This is a genomic window from Streptomyces flavotricini, assembly GCF_020639365.1.
Lineage (GTDB): Bacteria > Actinomycetota > Actinomycetes > Streptomycetales > Streptomycetaceae > Streptomyces > Streptomyces flavotricini.
Map to the genome: position 1 here is coordinate 4,055,534 of NZ_JAINUL010000001.1, position 21,989 is coordinate 4,077,522.

29 protein-coding genes are annotated in these 21,989 nt (G+C 70.1%); 12 read left to right on the plus strand and 17 right to left on the minus strand.

What is annotated here, in order from left to right; translation table 11 throughout:
• Window positions 1-196: 196 nt before the first annotated feature.
• On the plus strand, window positions 197-1,189 hold the full coding sequence (locus K7B10_RS18250; protein ID WP_229337149.1) for an AraC family transcriptional regulator: 993 nt from the start codon (window positions 197-199) through the stop codon (window positions 1,187-1,189).
• A gap of 137 nt (window positions 1,190-1,326) precedes the next feature.
• Window positions 1,327-1,716 (plus strand): hypothetical protein, encoded by a 390-nt coding sequence (locus K7B10_RS18255; protein ID WP_229337150.1) that lies wholly within the window; start codon window positions 1,327-1,329, stop codon window positions 1,714-1,716.
• Here the strand turns inward: K7B10_RS18255 and K7B10_RS18260 are convergent.
• Window positions 1,713-2,453, minus strand: coding sequence for a helix-turn-helix domain-containing protein (locus K7B10_RS18260; protein WP_308284598.1), 741 nt, complete (start codon window positions 2,451-2,453; stop codon window positions 1,713-1,715). The genes K7B10_RS18255 and K7B10_RS18260 overlap by 4 nt on opposite strands.
• 326 nt (window positions 2,454-2,779) lie before the next feature.
• Window positions 2,780-3,187, minus strand: a complete 408-nt coding sequence (locus K7B10_RS18265; RefSeq protein WP_229337152.1) for an ATP-binding protein — start codon at window positions 3,185-3,187, stop codon at window positions 2,780-2,782.
• A gap of 155 nt (window positions 3,188-3,342) precedes the next feature.
• On the opposite strand from K7B10_RS18265, the gene K7B10_RS18270 reads away from it, so the two are divergent.
• Together K7B10_RS18270 and K7B10_RS18275 are read left to right on the plus strand one after the other, a co-directional pair.
• Window positions 3,343-4,203 (plus strand): helix-turn-helix domain-containing protein, encoded by an 861-nt coding sequence (locus K7B10_RS18270; protein WP_229337153.1) that lies wholly within the window; start codon window positions 3,343-3,345, stop codon window positions 4,201-4,203.
• Window positions 4,200-4,391: a DUF397 domain-containing protein gene (locus K7B10_RS18275; protein ID WP_229337154.1), complete on the plus strand. Its 192-nt coding sequence runs from the start codon at window positions 4,200-4,202 to the stop codon at window positions 4,389-4,391. The genes K7B10_RS18270 and K7B10_RS18275 overlap by 4 nt, the downstream gene beginning before the upstream one ends.
• Window positions 4,392-4,486: 95 nt before the next feature.
• On the opposite strand, the gene K7B10_RS18280 is transcribed toward K7B10_RS18275, so the two are convergent.
• On the minus strand, window positions 4,487-4,858 hold the full coding sequence (locus K7B10_RS18280; RefSeq protein ID WP_229337155.1) for a hypothetical protein: 372 nt from the start codon (window positions 4,856-4,858) through the stop codon (window positions 4,487-4,489).
• Window positions 4,859-4,996: 138 nt separating this feature from the next.
• Between K7B10_RS18280 and K7B10_RS18285 the strand changes: the two genes are divergently transcribed.
• The 3 genes from K7B10_RS18285 to K7B10_RS18295 are packed head-to-tail and all read left to right on the plus strand — an operon-like array spanning window position 4,997 to window position 7,148.
• Window positions 4,997-5,443 (plus strand): hypothetical protein, encoded by a 447-nt coding sequence (locus K7B10_RS18285; protein ID WP_229337157.1) that lies wholly within the window; start codon window positions 4,997-4,999, stop codon window positions 5,441-5,443.
• Window positions 5,440-6,831 carry a hypothetical protein gene (locus K7B10_RS40860; RefSeq protein WP_308284599.1) on the plus strand — a complete coding sequence of 464 codons (1,392 nt, stop codon included), beginning with the start codon at window positions 5,440-5,442 and terminating at the stop codon, window positions 6,829-6,831. Before K7B10_RS18285 ends, K7B10_RS40860 begins: the two co-directional genes overlap by 4 nt.
• Window positions 6,828-7,148 (plus strand): hypothetical protein, encoded by a 321-nt coding sequence (locus K7B10_RS18295; RefSeq protein WP_229337159.1) that lies wholly within the window; start codon window positions 6,828-6,830, stop codon window positions 7,146-7,148. The genes K7B10_RS40860 and K7B10_RS18295 overlap by 4 nt, the downstream gene beginning before the upstream one ends.
• A gap of 54 nt (window positions 7,149-7,202) precedes the next feature.
• Here the strand turns inward: K7B10_RS18295 and K7B10_RS18300 are convergent, their stop codons facing one another.
• The 5 genes from K7B10_RS18300 to K7B10_RS18320 form a co-directional block, all read right to left on the minus strand.
• A complete protein-coding gene (locus K7B10_RS18300; RefSeq protein ID WP_030864592.1) occupies window positions 7,203-8,510 on the minus strand; it encodes a dicarboxylate/amino acid:cation symporter in 1,308 nt (435 codons plus the stop codon).
• Between the two features lie 307 nt (window positions 8,511-8,817).
• Window positions 8,818-9,084 carry a DUF4229 domain-containing protein gene (locus tag K7B10_RS18305; RefSeq protein ID WP_051696588.1) on the minus strand — a complete coding sequence of 89 codons (267 nt, stop codon included), beginning with the start codon at window positions 9,082-9,084 and terminating at the stop codon, window positions 8,818-8,820.
• A gap of 145 nt (window positions 9,085-9,229) precedes the next feature.
• Window positions 9,230-9,751: a GNAT family N-acetyltransferase gene (locus K7B10_RS18310; RefSeq protein WP_229337161.1), complete on the minus strand. Its 522-nt coding sequence runs from the start codon at window positions 9,749-9,751 to the stop codon at window positions 9,230-9,232.
• 96 nt (window positions 9,752-9,847) lie between these two features.
• Window positions 9,848-11,011, minus strand: coding sequence for an aminofutalosine synthase MqnE (gene mqnE, locus K7B10_RS18315; protein ID WP_229337163.1), 1,164 nt, complete (start codon window positions 11,009-11,011; stop codon window positions 9,848-9,850).
• A 56-nt stretch (window positions 11,012-11,067) separates the two neighbouring features.
• Window positions 11,068-11,523: an Lrp/AsnC family transcriptional regulator gene (locus K7B10_RS18320; protein WP_030864586.1), complete on the minus strand. Its 456-nt coding sequence runs from the start codon at window positions 11,521-11,523 to the stop codon at window positions 11,068-11,070.
• 138 nt (window positions 11,524-11,661) lie between these two features.
• On the opposite strand from K7B10_RS18320, the gene K7B10_RS18325 reads away from it, so the two are divergent.
• Window positions 11,662-11,802, plus strand: a complete 141-nt coding sequence (locus tag K7B10_RS18325) for a hypothetical protein (RefSeq protein WP_229337165.1) — start codon at window positions 11,662-11,664, stop codon at window positions 11,800-11,802.
• Here the strand turns inward: K7B10_RS18325 and K7B10_RS18330 are convergent.
• Complete coding sequence (locus K7B10_RS18330; RefSeq protein WP_229337167.1) at window positions 11,799-12,485, minus strand: UbiX family flavin prenyltransferase; 687 nt, start codon at window positions 12,483-12,485, stop codon at window positions 11,799-11,801. The genes K7B10_RS18325 and K7B10_RS18330 overlap by 4 nt on opposite strands.
• A gap of 77 nt (window positions 12,486-12,562) precedes the next feature.
• Between K7B10_RS18330 and K7B10_RS18335 the strand changes: the two genes are divergently transcribed.
• The gene (locus K7B10_RS18335; RefSeq protein WP_229337169.1) at window positions 12,563-13,165 is read left to right on the plus strand and encodes a rhomboid family intramembrane serine protease; all 603 of its coding nucleotides are present in this window, start codon (window positions 12,563-12,565) and stop codon (window positions 13,163-13,165) included.
• A gap of 26 nt (window positions 13,166-13,191) precedes the next feature.
• On the opposite strand, the gene mqnP is transcribed toward K7B10_RS18335, so the two are convergent.
• From mqnP to K7B10_RS18350, 3 genes are read right to left on the minus strand one after another with little or no spacing between them, the layout of a single operon-like run.
• Window positions 13,192-14,115 carry a menaquinone biosynthesis prenyltransferase MqnP gene (gene mqnP, locus K7B10_RS18340; protein ID WP_372481429.1) on the minus strand — a complete coding sequence of 308 codons (924 nt, stop codon included), beginning with the start codon at window positions 14,113-14,115 and terminating at the stop codon, window positions 13,192-13,194.
• Entirely contained in the window at window positions 14,112-14,588 is a 477-nt protein-coding gene (locus K7B10_RS18345; RefSeq protein ID WP_229337171.1) for a hypothetical protein, read from the minus strand. Before K7B10_RS18345 ends, mqnP begins: the two co-directional genes overlap by 4 nt.
• Complete coding sequence (locus K7B10_RS18350; RefSeq protein ID WP_229337173.1) at window positions 14,585-16,042, minus strand: menaquinone biosynthesis decarboxylase; 1,458 nt, start codon at window positions 16,040-16,042, stop codon at window positions 14,585-14,587. The genes K7B10_RS18345 and K7B10_RS18350 overlap by 4 nt, the downstream gene beginning before the upstream one ends.
• A gap of 90 nt (window positions 16,043-16,132) precedes the next feature.
• Between K7B10_RS18350 and K7B10_RS18355 the strand changes: the two genes are divergently transcribed.
• On the plus strand, window positions 16,133-16,423 hold the full coding sequence (locus K7B10_RS18355; RefSeq protein WP_229337175.1) for a PLD nuclease N-terminal domain-containing protein: 291 nt from the start codon (window positions 16,133-16,135) through the stop codon (window positions 16,421-16,423).
• A gap of 16 nt (window positions 16,424-16,439) precedes the next feature.
• Here K7B10_RS18355 and K7B10_RS18360 read toward each other — a convergent pair whose 3' ends face one another.
• The gene (locus tag K7B10_RS18360) at window positions 16,440-16,811 is read right to left on the minus strand and encodes a cupin domain-containing protein (RefSeq protein ID WP_229337177.1); all 372 of its coding nucleotides are present in this window, start codon (window positions 16,809-16,811) and stop codon (window positions 16,440-16,442) included.
• Between the two features lie 145 nt (window positions 16,812-16,956).
• On the opposite strand from K7B10_RS18360, the gene K7B10_RS18365 reads away from it, so the two are divergent.
• Together K7B10_RS18365 and K7B10_RS18370 are read left to right on the plus strand one after the other, a co-directional pair.
• Window positions 16,957-17,400: a MarR family winged helix-turn-helix transcriptional regulator gene (locus K7B10_RS18365; RefSeq protein ID WP_229345188.1), complete on the plus strand. Its 444-nt coding sequence runs from the start codon at window positions 16,957-16,959 to the stop codon at window positions 17,398-17,400.
• A gap of 31 nt (window positions 17,401-17,431) precedes the next feature.
• On the plus strand, window positions 17,432-17,902 hold the full coding sequence (locus K7B10_RS18370; RefSeq protein WP_229337179.1) for a hypothetical protein: 471 nt from the start codon (window positions 17,432-17,434) through the stop codon (window positions 17,900-17,902).
• On the opposite strand, the gene K7B10_RS18375 is transcribed toward K7B10_RS18370, so the two are convergent.
• The 4 genes from K7B10_RS18375 to K7B10_RS18390 are packed head-to-tail and all read right to left on the minus strand — an operon-like array spanning window position 17,878 to window position 21,985.
• A complete protein-coding gene (locus K7B10_RS18375) occupies window positions 17,878-18,387 on the minus strand; it encodes an SRPBCC domain-containing protein (protein WP_229337182.1) in 510 nt (169 codons plus the stop codon). The two genes, K7B10_RS18370 and K7B10_RS18375, sit on opposite strands and share 25 nt — an antisense overlap.
• A 25-nt stretch (window positions 18,388-18,412) precedes the next feature.
• Window positions 18,413-19,498, minus strand: coding sequence for a c-type cytochrome biogenesis protein CcsB (gene ccsB / locus K7B10_RS18380; protein WP_229337183.1), 1,086 nt, complete (start codon window positions 19,496-19,498; stop codon window positions 18,413-18,415).
• Window positions 19,495-21,192, minus strand: coding sequence for a cytochrome c biogenesis protein ResB (gene resB / locus K7B10_RS18385; protein WP_229337185.1), 1,698 nt, complete (start codon window positions 21,190-21,192; stop codon window positions 19,495-19,497). The genes ccsB and resB overlap by 4 nt, the downstream gene beginning before the upstream one ends.
• A gap of 13 nt (window positions 21,193-21,205) precedes the next feature.
• On the minus strand, window positions 21,206-21,985 hold the full coding sequence (locus K7B10_RS18390) for a cytochrome c biogenesis CcdA family protein (RefSeq protein WP_229337187.1): 780 nt from the start codon (window positions 21,983-21,985) through the stop codon (window positions 21,206-21,208).
• Window positions 21,986-21,989: the final 4 nt, after the last annotated feature.

Sequence of the window (21,989 nt, forward strand, 5' to 3'; positions counted from 1 at the left end):
AAACGGATCGTATGAGCAGTCGGCGCGCGAGGCTCGACGGCACTCCCCTCCGGCGTGCCTCGACGTGGCGGAACCGGCTCCGCCACGCGCGGCGTCAAGATCCACGGGGTCGGGGCACCATGCGACACCTGATCGGCAGACGAGCCGTTGCCGCGTCCCGGCCCCGGCGCTGTGCACCCAACGGGGGGAGCAAGGAATGTGGTCACTGGTTTCTTCGGACGCACTACCCGCCGCGGAGCGGTTCGACTGGTTCTCCGACATGGTGTCGCGCGCGGTGATGCCCACCTCGCTCAAGAGCGAGCGGCCCGCCGACTTCACGGCCGAAGCGGCCGTGCTGCCCCTGGGTGAGTTCAGCGTCTCGCGGCTCGCGTACGCACCCCTGCGCTCGCGACGCACCCCCGCACTGATCCGGCGCGGTGACCCGGAGCAGTACCAGCTGGCCATGGTGAGCAAGGGCGCCATGCTGATGTCCCAGCACGGCAACGAATGCAGCGCCGAGGTCGGCGACCTCGTGTTCTGGGACACCTCACGGCCTTCGGACGCGGTCACCCCCGCCGGTGGCGGCCACGGGGAGCTGGTGATCCTCCAGCTCCCCCGGAGCGCATTACCGCTGAGCAGCCGGCGCCTCGACCGCCTGCTCGCCCAGCGCATACCGGGCGGATCCGGCATGGCCGCGATACTCGGCTCCTTCCTGTCCTCCCTCGTGGACCACGGCGGGCACTGCCGGCCGGGGCAACTGGCCCATCTCGGCACGGTCGCCGTCGACCTCGCCGCGGCCTCTCTCGCCCAGTACCTGGACGCCGAGGAGCACCTCCCCGCCGAGGTCCGCACGCACGCCCTGCTCCAGCGGATCCACGCGTTCGTCGAGCACAACCTCGGTGACCCCGAACTGACTCCGACCGCGATCGCCGCCCATCACAGCATGTCGGTGCGCACGCTCCACCAGCTCTTCCACGGACGGGGAGAGAGCGTCCACGCCCGGATCCGCAGGCGCCGCCTGGAACGGTGCCGTGCCGACCTCGCCCGCCGCGACCTCCTGGCGCACCCCGTGTACGCGATCGCGGCGCGCTGGGGCTTCAGCAGCCCCGCCGTCTTCAGCCGTTCCTTCCGCGAGGCGTACGGAATCAGCCCCACCGAATTCCGCGCGTCGAGCATCAAGGAATCCTGCGCCGGATGCACATCGCGGTGATCGGCGTCCTGCCTAGTCTCGGTGTCGCCAGGAACGATGCGGCGCAACGGGACGGTCGGGAACCGACCGTACGGGGCCGGTTGACGCTGCCCGCGTCCGTTCCGACGCGCCATCGAACATCCACACAGGGGGATCACATGAACATCGCCAAGCGCATCGGCACACTGGCTGCCGCCGCCCTCACCGTCGTCACCGGCACGATCGCCTTCGCCTCCTCGGCCGAGGCCGCGGGATCGTGGAAGTGCCGCTTCTGGAACGAGGGCAACTCCTGCGTCCGCACCGTGGGCAACGGCTACGACGCCGAGTGGATCCGGCCGTGGGACGACGGCCAGGCCCACTACGTCGACTTCAACCTCGAATGCCAGAACGGCTACACCTACGGCGACCAGGGCGCGTTCTGGATGAGCCCGAACCAGACCCGAAGCTACGTCTTCGCCGTCGGCGCCCGCGGCACCTGCCGGGCCAAGGTCATCGACCACACCTCGGGCAAGACGTTCTACTCCGACTACACGACCAAGCTCGGCTAAGCCGCCGCGGCGGTCGGCGGCGGGCAGTCGCGGCAGCGGCCGGGGCGGGGGGCGCGGAAGGCCCGGTCGCAGCCGTCGCAGGTCTGGAAGGGATCCGGGCGTCTGATCGGCCTGGCGGACGGGGCCGCCGGCAGGTGGGGCGGGAGCAGCGCCTTGAGGCGGTACGCGAGTACGGAGGCGGGGCTGCGCAGGGGTTCCGGGAGGTTCGCGGTCAGGGCCAGGGCGACCGCCTCGGGGTCCGCGCCCCGCTCCAGCCAGGCCGAGACACCGGGTGCGAGGCGCCGCACGTCGCGTTCGGCCAGCAGCAGCCGGGGGTCGTGGCGGCGGAGGCCGGCGAGCAGAGCGGTCGCGCCGGGGTGTACGGGTCCAGGCTCGGGCTCGGGATCGGCGCTCCCCTGCGGCTCGGCCTGCGGGTCCGGCGCCGGTACGGGCTCACGGTCCGGTACGGGCTCACGGTCCGGGGGCGGGGGTTCGTCCGGGCCGCTCAGCGGCTTGTTGTACGAGTACGTCCGGGTCACCACCCGTCCGGTCTCCAGCCGCTCGCGCCGCCGCTCCAGGTAGCCGTGGCGTTCCAGCTCGCGCAGGGCGGAGCTCATGCGGATCTCGCCCTCCGGGAAGCGGGCCACCAGGGCCCTGATGCCGACCGGGGCACCTTCCGGGAGCGACTGGATGTACGCCGCCACCCCGATCGCCGTCGCCGACAGCTCGCGGTGCTGGAGCAGGTGGTTGCCGACCACGGTGAAGTGAGTCGCGTGCGGCGTGTTGACGTGGGTGACACCGGATCGGGGGGTCCCGGCACGAACTCGGGACGAGGCGCGCGAGGGCGCGCTAGGGTGCTGAAGAGCCATGGGGAAGCGAGCCACTTCCTAAGATGGTCAGGCCCTCGACCGGGATGCCAGTCCCGCCGGGGGCCGTCTCATGTCTGCGGTTGTCGGGGCGAGCATATGCCCGCCAACCGGTACGAAATCCAGCTGAGTTGGCACGGTTCACCCGACCGAGGGACGCGCGCGGGTGGGGTTGGGTCGGTTGGTTCTTCCCCCCGGTTCTTTGGGTCTTTATGCGTCTAAGCACGCCGGATCGCAGCACTCCGGGACCCGGCGGCGAGCGACAGCTCCGCCCAGACCACCTTGGACGGGGCCGGTCCTTCCCTTACGCCCCATCGTTCGGCCAGCGCTTCGACCAGGACCAGGCCGCGCCCCGTGTCGCGGATCTCGGGGATGCGGTCACCCCGGGTGTCCGTCACCTCGATCAGCAGCGTCCCGGGGGTGACGGTGAGGGCGAGTTTGAAGTCCCGGCCGGGGACGCGCCCGTGGGTGATCGCGTTCGTGGAGAGCTCGGCGATGATCTGCCCCGGAGCGTCCAAGGGGAGCCCCCAGGCCCGCAGTTGTTCGATGGCGAGCATGCGCCCGAGCCTTGCTCCGCGCGGGGTCGCGGACAGCTGGACGTGGAAGTCGACGAGTTGAGGAATCACGTCACTCAGCGTGGCCGCGCGTGCGTACCGTGGGAAGCGACATCGCTTGTACGTCCCGCGTTTGTCCGGCGCTTGTCCAGTGCTGTCACGGCTGTCCGGACCGGGGTGGCGGGTACGGGGCGCTGAGGACATCGGCTCGTCGGAGGTGGGCGCGCATGAGCGTGGACGGCAGTGACGGTACGGAAGAGCCCGGCTGGGACGTCGACCCGGAGGACGAACAGGGCGTGGCGGTGGTGGCCGCGCTGGGCCGCCAGCTCAAGGTCTGGCGGGAGGAGGCCGGCATGCGGGCCGCCGAGTTCGGGGCGGCCATCCGGTACGGCGAGGATCAGGTCCGCAAGGTCGAGGCCGGAAAGCGGATCCCCCGCCCCGAGTACCTGGACCGTGCCGATGAGGTGCTGGGGGCCGGAGGCAAGATCGCCGCCATGAAGGCCGACCTGGAACAGGTCCGCTACCCCAAGAAGATCCGTGCCCTGGCGAAGATGGAGGGCAAGGCCGTGGAAGTGGCGGCGTACGGCAACCACAACATCCATGGCCTGCTGCAGACCGAGGGCTACGCGCGGGCGCTCTTCGAGATGGCGCAGCCCCCACAGTCTCCGGAGGAGGTCGAGCGGGGCGTGGCAGCACGAATGGCTCGCCAGACGATCTTCGACCGGTCGCCAGGCCCAGCCCTCAGTTTCGTCCAAGAAGAGGTGACGCTTCGGCGCACCATCGGAGGCACAATGGTTCGGCGCGCCCAACTCGAACGACTTTTGGAGTTGGGGAAGTTGCGGAACGTCACCATTCAAGTGATGCCGACCAACTGTGACGATCACGCCGGAATGGAGGGCTTGATCCAAGTGCTGAAGTTCGCAGACGGTTCGGCGGTAGGACGCGGCGAGGGCATCTTCAACGGCCGCCCGGTCTCCGATCCGAAGCAGCTCCGAATCCTTGAGCTGCAATATGGCATGATCCGGGCCCAGGCTCTCTCGCCCCGGGAGTCACGGGCCTTCGTCGAGAAACTGCTGGGAGAGACATGATCGACAAGCCTGAGCTGGAGTGGTTCAAGAGCAGCTACAGCGACAGCAGCAACATCAACGACTGCGTCGAGGTGGCCAACACCCCCGAGGCCGTCCTGGTCCGGGACTCCAAGGACGTCCAGCGTGCCCACCTGACGGTCGGGCCCGGTGCGTGGGCCGGGTTCGTGGCCCACGCAGCCGGTGTCTGACGACGGACTTCAGGCGCGGGTGCAGACGTGCACCGGTTCTCTGTGCCCGCCCTCACTGTGGACGATCCGCACCACGCTGTTCCCGTAGGTCACCTTCAGCACCCGGCCGTCGCTGGTGTCCAGCCGGATTTCCCGCCGCGGTCCGCGTTGAGGGTGGCCTTCCCCTTCGCGGTCTCGCCGCTCGGCGTGGTCGACTCCAGGTTCCGGTCGCCCTTGATGAACGCGTCGAAGGCCCGGGCGACGACGCCCGAGGAGGCCGCCGACGGGGCCGGTGAGGACGCGCCTGCGGTCGTCCCGGCAGCTGCCGTCGGGGTCCCGGCCGTCCCGGCCGCGGCCGGGCTCCCGTCCCGGCCCTTGCCTCCGCACGCCGCGACCGGTGAGGTGCCGACACCGCTCGCCAGGTGACGCAGCGCGTTGCGCCGCCCGATCATCCGCGCCGCCGCGCGCGTCTCCCGTACCGTCACCATGCGCCCGCACAAGGTCAGTTGATCAGCAGCGGCCGACTATGGCCGTGCGCCTGGAACCGTATGATCCTCTTCCACGTCTCTCATGAACATGATCAGCCAATTCTGGTCATGTCCGGTTATCAACTACCCAGGGGACACATGTCGTTCGATGCGGAATGGGCCCAGCACAAGGCCGCCGCCCTCGCGCAGCAGCCGTCGCCCGCCATGCGCCTCAACCACGTACCCGCCGACGCCGGCGTGCCGGGGAGTCCGGCCGGGAGTCTCGTCGCCGGGGCGCAGTCCATCAACGGCAACGCCAACCTGCTGATCGAGATCGCCGCGCTCCTCCACGAGGGGCGGCCGGACGGGGACGCGAGCACCATGGCGCGCGCCCCGCGCGCCCACGCCGACGTCTCGGCGGAAGCACTGCGCTTCGCCCGCTTCGCCGACGACCAGTTCAAGGACACGATCAACCTGTTCGCCGCCCTGGCCACCAAGCTCAAGACCACCGGCACCAGCTTCGCGCAGGTGGACGACGGCACCGCCCGCAGCTTCCTCGACGGCATCCTCGACGGGGGCCAGTACGTGAAGCCGGAGTCGAAGTGAGCCTGAGCCACCGCAAGGACGTCCAGTTCCTGGAGGAGTGCAATCCGGCGCTCGTGGAGCGCAACGCCGCCGAGTTCCGGCGGCTGCGCGACCTGCTGGTGCAGGTCGAGGAGCCCGCGCGGCGCGCCGAGACCGGTACGCAGTGGCAGAGCGACGGCAGCCACACGTACACCTCGCGACTCTCGGAGGCGCGCCAGCTCGTCCTGCACATGGCCGAGGGGTACGACAAGGCGGCGAGCGCCCTGCACGCGTACGCGGCGGCCCTGACGACCGCCAAGTCCCACTACGGGAACGGCAAGCGCTCGGAGCGGGCGCTCGCGGCGCTGATCGGCACGAAGGGCACGGCGATCACGCGCACCGCGCAGGAGGCGGAGCCGATGTGCCAGTGGGAGGACATGCGGGCCACCACCGGGGTCATGGACTTCTTCGCCGAGCTGACGATGGACGTGGACGACATCCGGGACGAGGCGAACCGGCTGCACGACGACGCGGGCGGCAGCTTCCACCTGGCCAAGACGGCCGAGGCGGAGGCGCGGAGCGTGTGCGTGCACGCGCTGAAGCAGGCGTACGAGCTGCTGCCCGAGTTCAAGGTCAAGGGCGGCGGGGGCGGGGTCGACGTGTACGCGGCGATGGCCGACATCCGGCGCGAGGCGGCGGAGGCCCGCACGAACCCCCTGACGCACCTGCCGGGCAGCGGTCCGAAGAAGGACATGACGGGGCCGGTGGGGAGCGAGCCGGTCTCGCCCGAGCTGCGGGACATCCGGATGCGGGTGGCGGGGCTGCCGGAGGCGGACGACAACTACTGGGACCCGCCGCAGTCGGACGAGGGACGGGCGGAGTGGATCCGCAACAACAAGGAGATCCTGCGGGCGGCGGCGCAGCGGGCGGGGCTGCCGGAGGAGATGGTGGCCGGCATCGCGTGGAAGGAGGTCGGCGGCCAGCCGGGGATCTTCGACGACGGGGTGGACTTCTTCCGGCAGGCGGCGGACGCGCCATGGGGGCTGAGCCCGGTCACGGCCGAGAACCTGCCGGACCGGGCGGGCGGCAAGCCGGACGAGACCTCGTTCGGGCCGATCGCGGTGCAGCTGCGGCGCGGGGCGGAGGTGCTGGGCTACGACCCGGAGAACCTGACGGACCAGCAGCGCAACGTGGTGAAGTCCGCGCTCCAGGACCCGAAGCAGAACGCGTTCATCGCGGCGGGATTCCTGGCGCAGATCAAGGAGGAGACGGGGTACGCGAACGTACCGGCGGACCAGCTGACCGAGGCGCAGATGCAGGAGATCGCCGCCCGGTACAACGGCGGCCCGTACTGGGAGTCGAAGAAGGCCCAGGACTACGGCGATGATTTCCGGAACAACCTCGGCAACGTGAAGAAGGCGATGCAATGACGTACGGGCGCGAGAGCATCGACCTGCCCGAGGACCGGGGCTGCCTCCAGTGGGTCCTGGGCGTCCCGCTCGGACTGATCCACCTCTTGAACGCCGTCGCCGTGTTCGCGGCCCTGTACGCCGGCCCGCAGGGCGAGTGGGACGACCAGGGCTATGCGGGAGTCGGCGCGATGTGCCTGATCTCGATGTCCCTGAGCGTGCTGGGCCTGCTCATCACCGTCATCCCGACCGTCCGCCGCACGATGGGCCTGTGGTGGCTGGCCCCGCCGCTGATCCTCGGCCTGACGGCCTTCATCCGCGGCGAGACCCTGGGCTGAACGCACCGCGGCCCCCGCCCGGGTGGGGGCGGGGGCCGCGGAGGGGTGGGACGGTCAGGCCGCCACCGGTACGGGGGTGCGCTCGTCCAGCGGGGAGGACGAGGCCGTCTCGTAGGCCTTCTTGTCCAAGATCCCTTCGCGGGCCGCGACCACGACCGGGACCAGAGCCTGGCCGGCGACGTTGGTGGCGGTGCGCATCATGTCGAGGATCGGGTCGATCGCCATCAGCAGGCCGACGCCCTCCAGGGGCAGGCCCAGGGTGGAGAGGGTCAGGGTCAGCATGACCGTGGCGCCCGTCAGACCGGCCGTGGCGGCCGAGCCGACGACCGAGACGAAGGCGATCAGCAGGTAGTCGGTGACCGTCAGCTGCACGTCGAAGATCTGCGCGATGAAGATCGCGGCGAGTGCCGGGTAGATCGCGGCGCAGCCGTCCATCTTCGTCGTCGCGCCGAACGGGACGGCGAAGGAGGCGTACTCCTTCGGGACGCCGAGGCGCTCGGTGACCTTCTGGGTGACCGGCATCGTGCCGACCGAGGAGCGGGAGACGAAGGCCAGCTGGATCGCGGGCCAGGCGCCCTTGAAGAACTGGATCGGGTTGACCTTGGCGACCGTGGCGAGGAGCAGCGGGTAGACGCCGAACATCACGAGCGCGGATCCGACGTACACGTCCGCGGTGAAGGTCGCGTACTTGCCGATGAGCTCCCAGCCGTACGAGGCGATCGCGGTGCCGATCAGGCCGACGGTGCCGATGGGGGCGAGGCGGATGACCCACCACAGGGCCTTCTGGAGGAGCTCCAGGACCGACTCGGCGACGGTGAGCAGCGGCTGGGCCTTGTCGCCGAGCTGGAGGGCGGCGATGCCGGCGACGGCGGCCATGAAGACGATCTGGAGCACGTTCAGCTCGGTGAACGGCGTGATGACGTCCGTCGGGACGATGCCGGTCAGGAAGTCGAGCCAGGAGCCGGTGCGCTTGGGCAGCTTGCCGTCCTGCGGGGTGAGGCCGGTGCCGGCGCCCGGGTTGGTCAGCAGGCCGATCGCGAGGCCGATGCCGACGGCGATCAGCGAGGTGATCATGAACCAGAGCAGCGTGCGCGAGGCGAGGCGGGCGGCGTTGTTCACCTTCCGCAGGTTGGTGATCGACACCAGGATCGCGAAGAAGACGAGCGGGGCGACGGCCAGCTTCAGCAACTGGACGAATATGTCGCCGACCTGCTCGAGGGTCTTGGCGAGCCAGCTGACGTCCTGGCTGCGGGCGAGCCAGCCGAACAGGACGCCGAGCACGAGACCGGTGACGATCTGGGCCCAGAACGGGAACTTGAAAGAGGCCTTGGCGGGGGCCTGAGGGGTCGCGGACACGGACACACTCCGGGGGTGATGCGCAAAGAAGGGGGGAAGAGAAGAAGAACGGCGTGGGCTCAGCGACAGCCACAACAGGCCGCGGACACGCGGCGGCAGAGGTCGACGTGCAGGCGCGCCACGAGCGGGACGCTCGCGGTCATTTCGTGCGCAACTGTGGTCAACATGTTTAACACGCTAACACTTTCCCTTTGAGGATCTCAAAGGTGCACTTTGAGTCAGGGGGAGCCGCGCCCCCCCGGAAACGCCGAACCGCCCCAGCGCACGGGAGAGTCCCGTGCGCTGGGGCGGTTCGGCGTGTGAGGAAGCTAACTCAGGCGCGGGCGGCGTCGTCCGCCGCGTCCTCCTGCGAGCGGTTCGCGGCGAGCTTCTCCTTCGCGCCCGCGACGCGTCCGGAGATCTGCGCGGACATCTCGTCGCGCTGCTTGCGCAGCAGTACGAAGGAGAGCGGCGCGGAGATCACCAGGGCGAGCAGCACGACCCAGGCGGGGTTGGCGTCGCCGAGACCAGCGGGCACCCAGCCCACGTTGACCAGGACGGCGACCAGGACGAGGCATCCGACGAAGATGCCCAGCCGCATCGCGGTGTAGCGGATCGTCGCGCTCGGCTTGAGGGACACGGTGACCCCTTCTCTCTCGTCGGTACTCGCACTCGGTCGACTGCGCGCCCGTCCAGTGAAGCACGGCGCAGGTGCGGACAAACCCGCCGGGGTCATCCGCCGGGGGTCAGTGCAGCGGCAGGAGCATCGTGATGTCGTCGCGGTCGTCGCCCGGGGCCACCCGGATCGCGCCCGGGACGCGGCCGACCTCCTTGTAGCCGCAGGCCGCGTAGAAGTGCTCCAGCCCCATTCCGCCGCGGCAGGACAGGCGGATGGCTTCGACGCCGTCCATCGCGCGGGCGGAGTCGGCGGACGCGGCCATCAGGCGGCGGCCGTAGCCCCGGCCCTGGCGGCCCGGGTGGACCATCACCGTGTAGAGCCAGATCCAGTGGCCCATCAGGGCGTGCCGGTTGAGCCCGAGGAAGGCGGCGGCGGCCAGCCCGTCCCCGTCGTGGCCCACCAGGAGCCGCATCTGACCGTCGGCGATCATGCCGAGCTGCTTGACCAGCTGGGGGCGGATGTCGTCCCGGGCGACCGGCGGGACGAAACCCACGGCTCCGCCGGCGTTGGACGCGTCCGTCCACAGGTCGAGGAGGGCCTCGTGCAGCGCCGGGTCGATCTGCGGATCCAGAGTGAACGTAAGGGTCATTGCCGAAGAGTATCTATTACCCCTGGGGGTGGTCCAGCAAAAAGCGCCCCGGTCCGGCATGCGGACCAGGGCGCTCGCGAACGCGACGGCAGGGCGTCAGACGCGCATCGCCTGCGGGGTCTCGCGCAGGTCCGCGTCCGGGCCCGGGTACTCGCGGATGATCTCGTAGCGCGTGTTGCGCTCGACCGGGCGGAAGCCGGCCTCGCGGATCAGCTCCAGCAGATCGTCACGGCCCAGCTTGTTCGGCGTGCCGTAGTTGTCCGCGTCGTGCGTGATCTTGTACTCGACGACCGAGCCGTCCATGTCGTCCGCGCCGTGCTGGAGGGCCAGCTGGGCGGTCTGCACACCGTGCATGACCCAGAAGACCTTGACGTGCGGCACGTTGTCGAACAGCAGCCGGGAGACGGCGAAGGTCTTCAGCGCCTCGGCGCCCGTCGCCATCGTCGTACGCGCCTGCAGCTTGTTGCGGACCTTGCCGTCCTGCATGTCGACGAAGTCGTGCTGGTAGCGCAGCGGGATGAAGACCTGGAAGCCGCCGGTCTCGTCCTGGAGCTCGCGCAGCCGCAGCACGTGGTCCACGCGGTGGCGCGGCTCCTCGATGTGCCCGTAGAGCATGGTCGACGGGGTCTTGAGGCCCTTGGAGTGCGCCAGGCGGTGGATGCGCGACCAGTCTTCCCAGTGGGTCTTGTGGTCCACGATGTGCTGGCGGACCTCCCAGTCGAAGATCTCCGCGCCGCCGCCGGTGAGCGACTCCAGACCGGCCTCGATCAGCTCGTCCAGGATGTCGGAGGCCGACATGCCGGAGATCGTCTCGAAGTGGTGGATCTCCGTCGCCGTGAACGCCTTCAGCGAGACGTTCGGCAGCGCCTCCTTCAGGGCGGAGAGCGAGCGCGGGTAGTACCGCCACGGCAGGCTGGGGTGCAGGCCGTTGACGATGTGCAGCTCGGTGAGGTTCTCGTTCTCCATGGCCTTGGCCAGGCGTACGGCTTCCTCGATGCGCATCGTGTACGCGTCCTTCTCGCCCGGCTTGCGCTGGAACGAGCAGTAGGCGCACGAGGCGGTGCACACGTTCGTCATGTTGAGGTGGCGGTTGACGTTGAAGTGGACGACGTCGCCGTTCTTGCGCGTACGCACCTCGTGGGCGAGGCCGCCCAGCCAGGCCAGGTCGTCGGACTCGTAGAGGGCGATGCCGTCCTCACGGGTCAGCCGCTCGCCGGAGCGAACCTTGTCCTCCAGCTCACGCTTGAGCCCAGCGTCCATTCCGGTCGTCTCCTCTACGGGTCCTGTCCTGCCTGCAACCGCCACCCACCGTACTCTTAGCGCTCTTCGGGCAGGTCCCCGACCCGGTTCTCCCACTTCGTGGAGAGCACGATGGTGGTACGGGTGCGCGAGACGCCCTTGGTGCCGGAGAGCTTGCGGATGATCCGCTCCAGCCCGTCCACGTCGCCCGCACGGACCTTGAGCATGTACGAGTCGTCGCCGGCGATGAACCAGCAGTCCTCGATCTCCGCCAGGTCGCGCAGGCGGCGGGCCACGTCCTCGTGGTCCGCGGCGTCGGAGAGGGAGATGCCGATGAGCGCCGTGACACCGAGGCCGAGCGAGGCCGCGTTGACGGTCGCGCGGTAGCCGGTGATCACGCCGGCCGACTCGAGCCGGTTGATCCGGTCGGTGACGCTGGGGCCGGAGAGGCCCACGAGCCGGCCCAGCTCCGCGTACGAGGCACGTCCGTTCTCACGAAGTGCCTGGATGAGCTGCCTATCCACCGCGTCCATATACCTGGAGCCTTCCATTATTCGGCGATCCCGCAAGTTTACGTATAGAATCAAAGGCGCACAGGGTCAACACCCTGTGAATCTTTCAACAGATTGGCGATGATCTCGCTGATCTGACGACATCAGGAGTGGTTCACCGTGTACACGATCGAGATGGCCTACGCGCACATGCGACAGCTCCAGGAGCTGGCCAACCGATCCCGCACCGACCAGCCCGCCGCGGCCCACCGCGTCGACCGGACCCGCAAGCAGGGCGCCGTCCGCGCCAAGAAGCGCTAGTCACCGCTTGCCTCCCGGGGGCGGGACGCTCCACCGAGCTCCCCCTCCCACCTGCGGTAAAGCCGGTGCGGCACCCCTGCCGCGTCCAGCACCCGCCCCGCGACGAAATCCACCAGGTCCTGGATGTGCGTCGCCCCCGCGTAGAACGCCGGAGAGGCGGGCAGCACCACTGCGCCCGCCTCGTCCAGCGCCACCAGATGCTTGAGCGTCTGCCCGTTCAGCGGGGTCTCCCGCACCGCGACCACCAGTCGCCGCCGCTCCTTCAGCGTCACGCTCGCGACGCGCTGGAGCAGGTCCTTCGACAGTCCGAGCGCCACCCCCGCCACACAGGCCGTGGACGCCGGCACGATGAGCATCCCCTTCACGGGGTACGAGCCCGAACTCGGCCCGGCGGCCAGGTCTCCGGCGCCCCAGTAGCGGACGTCGTCCAGTTCCGGCCGCGCGAAGGTCGCGGGCTTGCCGTCCGCCCCGCGTTCCAGCCAGGCCGCGAGATCGTCGCGCCAGTGCGCGTCACGGAACGCGATTCCCGTCTCGTCGAGGAGGGTCAGCCGCGAGGCACGGCTGACCACGAGGTCCACACTCTCCCCCGCCGCCAGCAGTCCGCGGATCACCGCCGCCGCGTACGGCGTCCCGGACGCACCGGAAACCCCGACCACCCACGGGGTGCGCTTGCCGTCAGTCATAGCTCCGAGACTATCCGGCCACCGGCGGGCGACGCTGAGTAAGGTGACCCGAGCGTCGACAGCGGGGGGATCAGGACATGGCCGGAATACCGGGGGACGTACCGCTCGACGAGTGGAGCCGGGCCGACCGGGCCAAGGCCGCCGGGAAGCTGATGCTGGGCTGGGTGGGCCTGCTCTGGCTGATCGAGGTGGTGGATCTGGCCACCGGGCACGCGCTGGACGCGTACGGCATCGTCCCGCGGACCGTGGAGGGGCTGGGCGGGATCCCGCTGGCGCCGTTCCTCCACTTCGGGTTCGACCACGTGGCGTCGAACAGCGTGCCGCTGCTGGTGCTGGGCTTCGTCGCCGCACTGAGCGGGATACGGCGGTTCCTGGCGCTGTGCGCGGTGGTCGTGATGGCGGACGGGCTCGGGGTGTGGCTCGTCTCCGGGTCGAACACCGTGACGGCCGGGGCGTCCGGTCTGGTCTTCGGACTGTTCGGGTACCTGCTGGTGCGCGGGTTCGTCGAGCGCCGGGTGCCGGGGGTGCTGGTCGCCCTCGGGATCGCCGCGTACTGGGGGACGGGGATCCTGACGGGCATCCTGCCGACGAACACCACGGTCAGCTGGCAGGGACACCTCTTCGGCCTCGTGACGGGCGTGACGGCCGCGTTCCTGTTCCGCCGCCCCGTCCGCGCGTAGCGCCCACGGGGCGGCCCCGCCCGGGTCTACAGGGTCAGGCCCCGGGCCACCAGGTCCGCCAGGGCGCAGACGAACAGGGCCATGCCGATGAAGCCGTTGACCGTGAAGAAGGCGCGGTTCAGACGGGACAGGTCGTGCGGCTTCACGATCGTGTGCTCGTAGAGGAAGGCCGCCACGACGATCACCAGGCCCGCCCAGAAGAACGGACCGGCCTCCGTCGCCACCGCGTACCACGCGAGCAGGGCCGTGGTCACGACGTGCGCGCCGCGTGCGCCCCACAGGGCCGCCGGGACGCCGAAGCGGGCCGGGACCGACTTCACGCCGTCCGCGCGGTCCGCGGCCACGTCCTGGCAGGCGAAGATGAGGTCGAAGCCGCCGATCCAGACGCCCACCGCCAGGCCCAGGATCACCGCGTCCCAGGACCACTCGCCCGTCACCGCCAGCCACGCGCCGACCGGTCCCATCGCCTGGGCCAGGCCCAGGATCGCGTGCGGGAAGTTCGTGAACCGCTTGCCGTACGGGTACACCACCATCGGGACCACCGCGATCGGCGCCAGCGCCAGGCACAGCGGGTTCAGCAGCGCCGCCGAGCCGAGGAACACGGCCAGCGCGATCCCGGCCCCGGTCCAGGCCGACCGTACGGACACGGCGCCCGTGACGAGTTCGCGCCCGGCGGTCCGCGGGTTCCGGGCGTCGATCTCACGGTCGATGATCCGGTTCGCGGCCATCGCGAAGGTGCGCAGCCCCACCATGCAGACGGTGACGAGCAGCAGCTCGGGCCAGTGCATGGTGCGGTCGAGCTGGAACATGGCCGTCAGCGCCGCGATGTACGCGAAGGGCAGCGCGAAGACCGAGTGCTCGATCATCACGAGCCGCAGGAAGGCCTTGACCTTGCCGGTCGGCTGCGGCGCCGGGCCGGACCCGATCACCCCGTCGGCGGTCGTCATCATGCGATTGCTCTCCGGAAGTCTTCGAGGTCGGCCAGGAGCCGCGCCGCCGGGAGCGCGCCGAGTTCCAGGGTCCGGGGGGCGGCGGCGCCCTCCTCCTCGCCCTCGGGCGGGGTGACCCGGGCGGTGACCACCCAGTCGCCGCCCGAAGGGCCGGCTTCGAGGCGCAGGAAATCCCCGGCCTCGACCGTGAACGGCTCGCCCGAGGCCAGGGCGGCCTGGAGCTGCTCCGCGAAGCCGTCCGCCTCGACGTCCCGCGCGCCGGGGAGCTCGAACTCACCGTGGCCGGGGCCGTCCTCGTACATCAGCGCCCAGACGTCGCCGGATCCGGCGAACTCCTCGGGTGTGACGCCCGCCTGCTCGGCGGCCAGCCGGACGCCCGGGTCCGCCGGGTCGATCTTCGGGCGCAGCAGGGCCACGTAGACGTCCCCGGCGCCGAGGAAGAGCTCGGGACCCCCCACGACAATCGGGCTCACAGGCCGTACTCCTTCCAGCGGCGGTCCACCAGGGCCGCCGTCGCGGGGTCGGACTCCACCATGTCGGGCCAGCCGCCGTCGCGGGTGTAGCCCTCCTCGGGAAGCTTCTTGGTCGCGTCGATGCCCGCCTTGCCGCCCCAGAACTGCTGGTACGAGGCGTGGTCGAGGTGGTCGACCGGGCCCTCGACCACCGTGAGGTCGCGGGAGTAGTCGGTGTTGCCGAGCGCCCGCCAGGACACCTCGTGCAGGTCGTGGACGTCGCAGTCGGAGTCCACGACGATGATCAGCTTGGTCAGCGACATCATGTGGGCGCCCCAGATGGCGTGCATGACCTTCTGGGCGTGCTTCGGGTACTTCTTGTCGATCGAGACGATCGCGCAGTTGTGGAAGCCGCCCGACTCGGGCAGGTGGTAGTCCACGATGTCCGGGACGATGATCTTGAGGAGGGGGAGGAAGAAACGCTCCGTCGCGCGGCCGAGCGGGCCGTCCTCCGTGGGCGGGCGGCCGACGACGATCGACTGGAGGAGCGGGCGCTTGCGCATCGTCACGCAGTCGATCTTCAGGGCCGGGAACGGCTCCTGCGGGGTGTAGAAGCCCGTGTGGTCGCCGAAGGGGCCCTCCGGGAGCATCTCCCCCGGCTCCAGCCAGCCCTCGATGACGACCTCGGCGTTGGCCGGGACCTGGAGCGGGACCGTCTTGCAGTCGACCATCTCGATGCGCTTGCCCGCGACGAACCCGGCGAAGAGGTACTCGTCGATGTCGCCGGGCAGCGGCGCGGTCGACGCGTACGTCACGGCCGGCGGGCAGCCGAAGGCGATCGCGACCGGGAGGCGCTCGCCGCGCTTGGCGGCGACCGCGTAGTGGTTGCGGCTGTCCTTGTGGATCTGCCAGTGCATGCCGATGGTGCGCTTGTCGTGGCGCTGGAGGCGGTAGAGGCCGAGGTTGCGCACGCCGGTCTCGGGGTGCTTGGTGTGGGTGAGGCCGAGGTTGAAGAAGGACCCGCCGTCCTTGGGCCAGGTGAAGAGGGCCGGGAGCCGGTCCAGGTCCACGTCGTCGCCGGTGAGGACGACCTCCTGGACGGGCGCGGACTCGCCCTTCACCTTCTTCGGCGGCACGTGGACCATCGAGCCGAGCTTGCCGAAGGCCTCGCGGACGCCGATGAATCCCTGGGGGAGCTCCGGCTTGAGCAGGCCGCCGATCTTCTCGCTGATCTCGCCGTACGACGTGAGGCCGAGGGCCTTGAGGAGTCGGCGGTCGGTCCCGAAGACGTTCATGGCCAGCGGCATCGCCGAGCCCTTGACGTTCTCGAAGAGGAGGGCGGGACCCCCCGCCTTGTTCACTCTGTCGACGATCTCCCCGACCTCCAGGTACGGGTCGACTTCGGCCTTGATGCGCTTGAGGTCGCCCTCTCGCTCCAGAGCCCGGAGCAGCGAGCGGAGATCGTCGTAAGCCATAGGGGCCAGTATCCGTCACCGGCTAGCCTGGGAGTGTCACCGGGGCCCGAGGCGGGTCCCCCGTCACTGCTGGGGAGTCGGTCCCACACCGTGCTGCGCTATCTGCCGTTCCTGCTGATCATCGCGCTGACCATCTACGCCTTCATCGACTGCCTGAACACGCCGGAGGAAGAGGTCAAGCACCTCCCCAAGGTGGTCTGGGTGATCATCATCCTGCTGTTCTCGATCGTCGGACCGGTGGTGTGGCTCTTCGCCGGCCGGCAGCGCTCCGCGGTCGGCGGCGGCCGCTCGCGCCGCACGCAGTGGATCGCTCCCGACGACAACCCCGAGTTCCTGCGCTCCTTGAACGAGGACCGCGACAAGGACAGGGACAAGGACTGAGGACTGACCGTCCGCCTCACCGGGCCCAGGGCAGGACGCGGGGTTCCGCTTCTCCCGGGACCGTGACGAGGGCGTCCGAGCGCATCGCCACGTACGCCTCGGCCGCCTCCGGGGCGTGGACGCGGCGCAGTACGTGCGGCGGGAGGACCAAGGTCTCACCCGCCGCGACCTTTGCGGTGCGGCCGCCCGAGGTGACGTCCACGACGCCGGCGGTGACCGTCCACACCTGTTCGCGGTCGAGGGAGTGCTCGGGGCCGGAGGCGCCGGCGGCCATGGCGACGCGCCAGGTGCTGAGCTCGGCGCTGCCCCGGCTGGGCGCGGCCAGGCCGGTCATGACCGCGTTGGGGGTCGTGGTGACGTGGTCGGGCGAGGTCGTGATGACGTGCATGGGGAGATCCCTCATTCCTGAGTCAAGCCGCTTTACTTACTCCACGAGTAAAGCAGCTTGACCCAGTCGTGTCACCATGTTTTCCGTGACGAGAAACGAAGAGACCGAAGGCACCGAGGCCACCGGCGACACCGGCGACACCGGCATCGAGCTCGGCTTCCTGCTCGGGCTCGGCTTCCAGCTGCTGATCGGCGAGTTCACCCGACGGCTCGGCGCCGCCGGGTACGGCGATCTGCGGCCCGCGCACGGCATGGCCTTCCAGGTGCTCAAAGGGGGCGGGGCCACCGGCACCGAGCTCGGCGAGCGGCTCGGGGTGACCAAGCAGGCCGCCGGGCAGCTCGTGGACGACCTGGAGAAGCGGGGCTACGTACGGCGCGAGCCGCACCCCGGGGGCGGGCGGCGCAAGCTGGTGGTCCTGACCCCGGCCGCGCAGGAGCACCTCGCCGTCGCCGGGCGGGTCCTGCACGAGCTGGAGGCCGAGCTCGGCACCCGCGTCGACCTCCCCGCCCTGCGCCGGGAACTCACCGGCCTGCTGCGCGCCCTGGGCGGGGACGGGGAGCTTCCGCCACTGCGGCCCGTCTGGCATTGAACGCGTTCAAGGCGACTGCAAGAATGGGCGGATGCCGAGGAACAGCGGGGGTCCGCGGGTCGTCGACACGATCCTGCGCAATCTCCTCGCGTACGGGGTCGCCGTCACCGCCCTGCTCGCCATGGCCGGGGGCAATCCGCACGTCGCCCACTCCACCCCCGCCGTCTACGACGCGCGCACCGACGAGATCGTCGGCACCTGGCGCTGCGTCGAGGGCACCGAGGTGGTCTTCCGGGCCGACGGGAGCGCCACCGTCACCCTCCTCAACGGGCAGGAACGGGACTACGACCACGGCTGGCGGCTCTCCGGAACCGGCACCTGGAAGCTCATCGGCCGGGAGCCCGCGGGCTGGAACTACGGCCAGCACGTGCGCCTGCGCCTGCCCGACCTCTACGAGTGGACCTTCGAGCTGCGCCGCGACCACCGGCAGACGCTGGAGCTCTACTTCTTCTACGGCGATCCGAACGCGCGCAGCGCCTACGTCCTGGAGAAGGACCCGTAGGACGCCCGCAGCTCGGCCCAGCGGGCGTCGGTCCACCGGGACCAGTCCGTCGGATGGCCCTGCAGGGCGGATTCCAGCAGCTCGAAGTGGTGGTGCCAGCCGGCCAGGCAGTCGAGGCGGTCCTCGTCCGTCCCGGTCCGCTCGTTCAGGAAGCGGATCACGGTCGAGTCCGTGCCGACCGGCTCCAGGTGGAAGCGGATCCGGCCGTGCTCGCCCACCGTGTACTCGACGACCCGCTCGACGTCCCACGCCGTGACGTGGCCGGAGACCGTCGTCCCGCCGCTGCGCCAGTGCAGGGTGACGGCCCCGCCGAGCCTGCGCTCCAGGACGTCCGCCGCGGCCAGCCAGCCGCGCAGCCCGTCCGCCGTCGACAGCGCGGGCCACACGGCCTCGTACGCGCTCGGCACGTGCACCTCGAAGCGCAGGAGCCAGCGGCCCTCGCCGCGGCTCTCGCTGGTGGCATGACTGACCGGTGTCGGTGTCATGCCACCAGCGTCCCACTCCTTCGCGTCAGACGCCCGCGTACGAGTGCTTGCCGCTGAGCAGGATGTTCACGCCGTAGTAGTTCCAGATCCAGCAGGCGAAGGCGAAGAGCGCGAGGTACGCGGCCTTGCGGCCCTTCCAGCCGGCGGTGGCGCGGGCGTGCAGGTAGCAGGCGTACGCCACCCAGGTCACGAAGGACCAGACCTCCTTGGGGTCCCAGCCCCAGTAGCGGCCCCAGGCGTCGCCCGCCCAGATCGCGCCCGCGACGATGGTGAACGTCCACAGCGGGAACACGGCGGCGTTGATCCGGTACGAGAACTTGTCGAGCGAGGCCGCCGAGGGCAGCCGCTCCAGCACCGAGGTGGCGAAGCGGCCCGGCGTGCCGCCGCCCGCCAGCTTGGCCTCGTACGCGTCGCGGAAGAGGTAGAGCACCGCGCCGGCCGCGCCGATGTAGAAGACCGCGCCGCAGAAGATCGCGGTGGAGACGTGGATCCACAGCCAGTACGAGTGCAGGGCCGGGACCAGCTGGTCGCTGGCGGTGTAGAGCCAGGTGGTGGCGATGCCGAGGTCCAGCAGGACCGTGGTGACCAGGATCAGGCCGAGCCAGCGGACGTTCTTCTTCAGCGCCAGGAGCATCAGGTACGCGCCGACGGCGACCGTGGAGAAGGTCACCGAGAACTCGTACATGTTGCCCCAGGGGGCCCGCTGCACGGACATCGCACGGGTCACGACGCCGCCCGCCTCGATGACGAAGGCGAGGGTGGTCAGCGAGACAGCGATCCGGCCGTACAGGTCGCCGTTCTCGGTGCCGCCGGCCGCGCCGGGACCGTCCGGGACGTCGCGGGTGCCGGCGGCGGAGCGGGTGACGACCTTCGGCTTGTCGAGGACCGCCGTCCCGCCCTTGCCGCGCACCTGCACGGCGGGGGCGTCGGCCGCCGCGGCCTTGGCGCCGGTCAGCGCCGCGGCCGTACGGCCCACCTTGCTGCGGCTGCCGAAGGTCCACTCGGCGATGTGCGCGAAGAAGGCGAGCATGTAGACCGCCATCGACGAATAGACCAGGTAGTTGCTGATCTGAGCCAAATTCTCGTTGACTTCGGCTGCGAGCGGCGTCATCCGCGCTCCCCTTCGACAGTTGCCTTGACAGGTTGGTCGGGCGCCGTGGGCGCCTGCTGGTGGAGGGCGGCGGCCAGCTGCCCCAGCTCCTCGGGGAGCTTGGCCGACTCGCTGCGGCCGAGCCCGGCCATCTCGACGACGGTCACGCCGTCCTTGCCGGCCACCGCGCGCACCCAGACCCGGCGGCGCTGGATGAACAGGGACGCGGCCAGGCCGCCGATCGCGGCGATCGCGCCCCCGAGGGCGAGGCCGCTGCCGGGCTGCCGGGTGATCGAGAAGGTGGCCCAGCGCTCGATGCCCTCGAACTTGACGGTGCCCGCGCCGTTCGGGAGCTCCATGGTCTCGCCGGGCAGCAGCCGCTTCTTGAACAGCTGCCCGTCGGCGTCCTTGTACTCCTGCATCTTGGAGGTGTTCAGCTGGTACACGTTCTGCGGCAGGCCCGAGTCCACGCCCAGGCTGCCGTGGTAGGCGCTGAGGGCGAGGACCGGGTACTTCAGGTCCGGGAACTGGGAGAGCATCGTGCCCTTGCCCTCGCCTGCGAAGGTCGGCACGAACATGGCGTTGAAGCCGAGCTGCTCCTTCTTGCCGTCCTTGTCGTGGTATCCGTCCGGCACCTTGACCGCGCCCGAAGAGCTCAGATTCGCGTCGAAGGGCAGCATCGGCACGGCGTCCTTGTAGACGACCTTGCCGGTCGGGTCGGTGACCGAGATGACCGGCGCGTAGCCGTGGCCGAGCAGGTAGACCTTGGACCCGTCGACCTCCATCGGCTTGTTGACCTGGATCTCGCGCTTCTGCGGGGCGCCGTGCGCGCCGTCGCTGAAGGTCACGTACGCCTTGAAGTCGCGCGCGGTGCCCTTCTGGGGGCCGCTCTCCTCGTACGTGGCGTCGAACTTGTCGAGCGTGAAGGAGAAGGGCGACAGGTCATCGGGGTCGAACCAGCTGCCGTACTTGAAGTCGTCGTACTGGGTCAGCGTGTTCGCGAAGCCCTTGCCGCGCAGGACGAGCTTGCCGCCCTCGGACTTGAACAGCTGGCCCCAGGCGAACGCGATCAGCATCACGATCAGGGCGACGTGGAAGAGCAGGTTGCCCGCCTCGCGCAGGTAGCCCTTCTCGGCCGCGACGGCGGACGTGCCCGCCTCGGTACGGAACCGGCGCCCGCCGAGGATCGTCTTCGCCTGCGCGAGGACCTCGTCGGGGGACTTCTCCGTACGCCACGTCGCGTACGCGGGCAGCCGGTCCAGGCGCTTGGGCGCGCCGGGCGGGCGGCCGGTGAGCTGGCCGACGAACTGCCAGGTGCGCGGGACGATGCAGCCGATCAGCGAGATGAACAGCAGCAGGTAGATCGCGGAGAACCACACCGAGCTGTAGACGTCGAAGAGCTGGAGCTTCTCGGCGGCCGGGACCCAGAAGGAGTGGTCCTTCTTCCACTGGGCCACCTTCATCGCGTCGACCTGGTTCTGCGGTACGAGCGAGCCGGGGATGGAGCCCAGGGAGAGCAGGAAGAGGAGGATCAGCGCCACTCGCATGGAGGTGAGCTGCCGCCAGAACCAGCGGATCCAGCCGACCACGCCGATGCCGACGGGACCGCCGGTGTCCTCCGCGGGGGCGGTGGACAGCTGCGCGCCGGCGGCCGCTTCCGCGGCGTCCTCGGACGGGTTCTGCGCCTCGGTGGACGCCTTGTCTGTCGTACTCATGTCCGTGTAGTCCTCAGATCCCCACCGTGAAGCCTTGGGTCCAGATGCGCATGTCGTCGACGATGCCGGCCCACAGACCCGTGACGAGCAACAGGCCGGTCAGGACCAGCATGCCGCCGCCGATCCGCATCACCCATGCATAGTGCTGCTTCACCCAGCCGAAAGCACCGAGTGCCTTGCGGAAGGCGATCGCGGCGAGGATGAAGGGCAGGCCCAGCCCCAGACAGTAGGCGACGGTCAGCAGCGCGCCCCGGCCGGCACTGGCCTGGTCGAGGGAGAGCGTGCTGACCGCGGCGAGGGTGGGGCCCATGCAGGGGGTCCACCCGACGCCGAAGAGCACGCCGAGCAGCGGTGCGCCGATCAGGCCCGCGGTCGGTTTCTTGTGGAAGCGGAACTCCCGCATCGTCAGACCCGGGATCAGGCCCATGAAGAAGAGGCCGAGGACGATCACCAGACCGCCGAGGATCCGGGAGATGATCTCGCGGTTCGCCTGGAGCGTGCCGCCGAAGTAGCCGAAGAGCGCGCCGGTGGAGACGAACACGGCCGTGAAGCCGAGGATGAACAGGCCCGCACCGGCCAGCATCCGGCCGCGCCGGGCCTCGGCGAGGTCGGCCCCGCTGATGCCGGTGACGTAGGAGAGGTAGCCGGGGACCAGCGGGAGCACGCAGGGAGAGAAGAACGAGACGAGTCCGGCGAGGACCGAGATGGGCAGTGCCAGCATCAGGGCCCCGTCGAGGACCGTCGTGTTCACGCCGGTCGGCTCGGCGGCCAGGGTGAGGAGCTCGGGGACCACTCGG